The sequence below is a fragment of the Mycobacterium sp. genome (genome assembly GCF_035653355.1).
Taxonomy (GTDB): domain Bacteria; phylum Actinomycetota; class Actinomycetes; order Mycobacteriales; family Mycobacteriaceae; genus Mycobacterium.
The window spans coordinates 1-2,396 of the sequence record NZ_DASRBZ010000202.1; the positions used below are offsets into that span (position 1 = coordinate 1).

Below are 2,396 nucleotides of genomic sequence, written 5' to 3' on the forward strand. Positions count from 1 at the left end.
CCCTCCGGGAGGGCTGACCGGCATGCCTTGCGCACACGCGCGTGCTGCTCGCCGGTCAGCGTGGTCAAGTATTGACCGGCGGGTCCGACCGCGAACGTGAACGGCTCCCAGAAGTCGTCGAACCCGCTATAGTCCGCGCGAGCGGTGAGTGCGCCGCTGGTGACGTCTTCGAGGCCAGCGCCCCTGAACCGTTCCGCGATGTCGCCCTCGGCGGTGCCCGCCATCCGCCGTTCACCCTCGACATCGGGGTTGAGCTGTCGCACCGCGGTCCAGAAGATCCGCAGCATGGTCATCCCGCCCGCCGTGGTATCCCACATGCAGGCCGCAACCGTGCCGCCCGGCCGTGTGACGCGTGCCATTTCTCGCACGCCCTGGTCGGGATCGCTCATGAATCCGAGCACCAGCGAGGACAGCGTCGCGTCGAACTCCCCGTCTGCCCAGGGCAGCTTTTCGGCAACGCCGTCGTGGACGTCGACACCCGGAAGGCGATCGCGACATGCTGTGGTGAACTGTGGCGCGGGATCGATCGCCGCGACGCGCCTGGCACCAACGCGCCGGACAAGCTCTTGAGTGAGACCACCTGGCCCGCAGCCCACATCGAGGACCCGCATTCCGGAGGTCACGCCGGCGGTGTCGGCCAGCGCGGTGGCCAGCGTGGGCGCATAGCGGCCCATGAAGCGATCGTAATGCTCGGCCGGGACCGCAAATTGCACAGCCTGAGCCAAACCCCTCTCGGAGGGTCACGTCAAGCCCGCGCGACCACCAGCCGGTCGGGTCGTGGCAGGGAAACCCAACTTTTCCTGGAACCGAGTGCCGAATCCGGGCAGCAGGAACCGCGACGCACACCTGTGCCGTAGCACCATCCGTAAGTGATGCGCATGGCGTTGGGATTGTTGTCGACGGCACGCGAAAACTGACCCCGGCGTGGCATCCGAATTTTGCCACCTTGTTCGCTGAGCCTGGCTCGCACCGTCGAGCCGAGGAGGGATGAGAGGGGGTTGTCTGTGGAGGCGTTTTTGACCCGCGCGCAAGTCATTGGAGGAGTTCGACTTCGACTACGCCCGCAGCCTCAAACGCGACCTCATCGCCCACCTGGGCACGCTAGTTTCGTCACCGCCAAAGACAACGTCGTCTTCCTCGGGCCACTCGGGCACCGGGAAGGCCTACATGGCCATTGGCCTGGCCATCCGGGCCTGCCAGGCCGGACACCAGGTGGCCTTCGCCACCGCAGCCCAGTGCGTCGCCCGGCTGGCCGAGGCCCATCACGCCGGCCGGCTGCAGGCCGAGCTGACCAATCTGGACCGCTACCAGCTGCTGGTAGTCGACGAGGCGGGATATATCCCGTTCGAAGCCAAGGCCGCCAACCTGTTTTCCCAACCGGTGTCCTCCCGCTACGAGCGGGCGAGCTTGATCGTCACCAGCAACAAAGTCTTCGGCCGCCGGGGCGAGGTCTTCAGCGACGACGTAGTCACCGCCGCCGTGATCAACCGCCTCGTCCACCACGCCGAAGTGATCTCCCTGAAAGAAGACAGCTACCGACTCAAAAACCGAGACATCGGCCGCGTCCCCACCGCCGCGGCCGACGAATCCTAAACCCCAGGAGGATGGTCAATTTTCACTCGCCGCGAGGTTGATCCGGTGCGGAACTCGACTATGTCACCATCGGCCATGACGTAATCCTTACCCTCCATCCGGATCTTCCCGGCGGCACGGGCCGCGGTCATTGATCCGGCAGCGATGAGATCGTCATAGGACACGATTTCGGCCTTGATAAAGCTCCGCGCGAAGTCGCTGTGTATTACCCCGGCCGCTTCGACAGCGGTAGCACCGGTCCGGATCGTCCACGCTCGCGCCTCTTTTGGCCCGGCGGTGAGGAAGGTCTGCAATCCCAGGGTGTGAAACCCGGCCCGGGCCAGTGCGTGCAGACCTGGCTCAGGCTGGCCGATTGAGTCCAGCAACTCGCGAGCCGATGTCGGATCCAGCTCGAGCAGCTCAGCTTCAACCTTGGCGTCCAGGAAGACCGCATCGGCCGGGTCGACCAGCTTGCGCAATTCCGCTTGCCGTTCTGGGTCGATGAGCACACCTTCGTCTGCGTTGAAGACATACAGGAACGGCTTGCTGGTCAGCAGGCTGAGTTCCGCCAGCGGGGTGAGGTCTAGCTCGGCACGGGCGGCGAACAAGGTGCGCCCGCTGTCGAGCACCTGCCTGGCTGCTTGAGCAGCGACGAGCGCGGCGCGGCGTTGCCTCGGGTTGGTGCGAGCCTCCTTCTCCAACCGGGGCAGCGCGCGGTCCAAGGTCTGCAGATCGGCAAGTACCAGTTCGGTCTCGACGGTGGCGATGTCGTCGGCTGGATCGACCCGTCCCTCGACGTGCAGTACGTCCGGATCGTCGAACAC

The 2,396-nt window shown here is 65.4% G+C and carries 2 protein-coding genes and 1 pseudogene; 1 reads left to right on the forward strand and 2 read right to left on the reverse strand.

The features are described from left to right. The coding region (locus tag VFA16_RS06880) for a class I SAM-dependent methyltransferase (protein WP_324967096.1) at positions 1–674 on the reverse strand (674 nt) is incomplete at its 3' end. A gap of 346 nt (positions 675–1,020) precedes the next feature. Here VFA16_RS06880 and VFA16_RS06885 point away from each other — a divergent pair. Beyond that, positions 1,021–1,593: pseudogene (locus VFA16_RS06885) on the forward strand (ATP-binding protein); the annotation flags it as partial. Here VFA16_RS06885 and VFA16_RS06890 read toward each other — a convergent pair. Continuing rightward, positions 1,590–2,396: DUF933 domain-containing protein (locus VFA16_RS06890; protein ID WP_324967097.1), on the reverse strand; the 807-nt coding region annotated here is incomplete at its 5' end. The pseudogene VFA16_RS06885 and the gene VFA16_RS06890 sit on opposite strands and share 4 nt — an antisense overlap.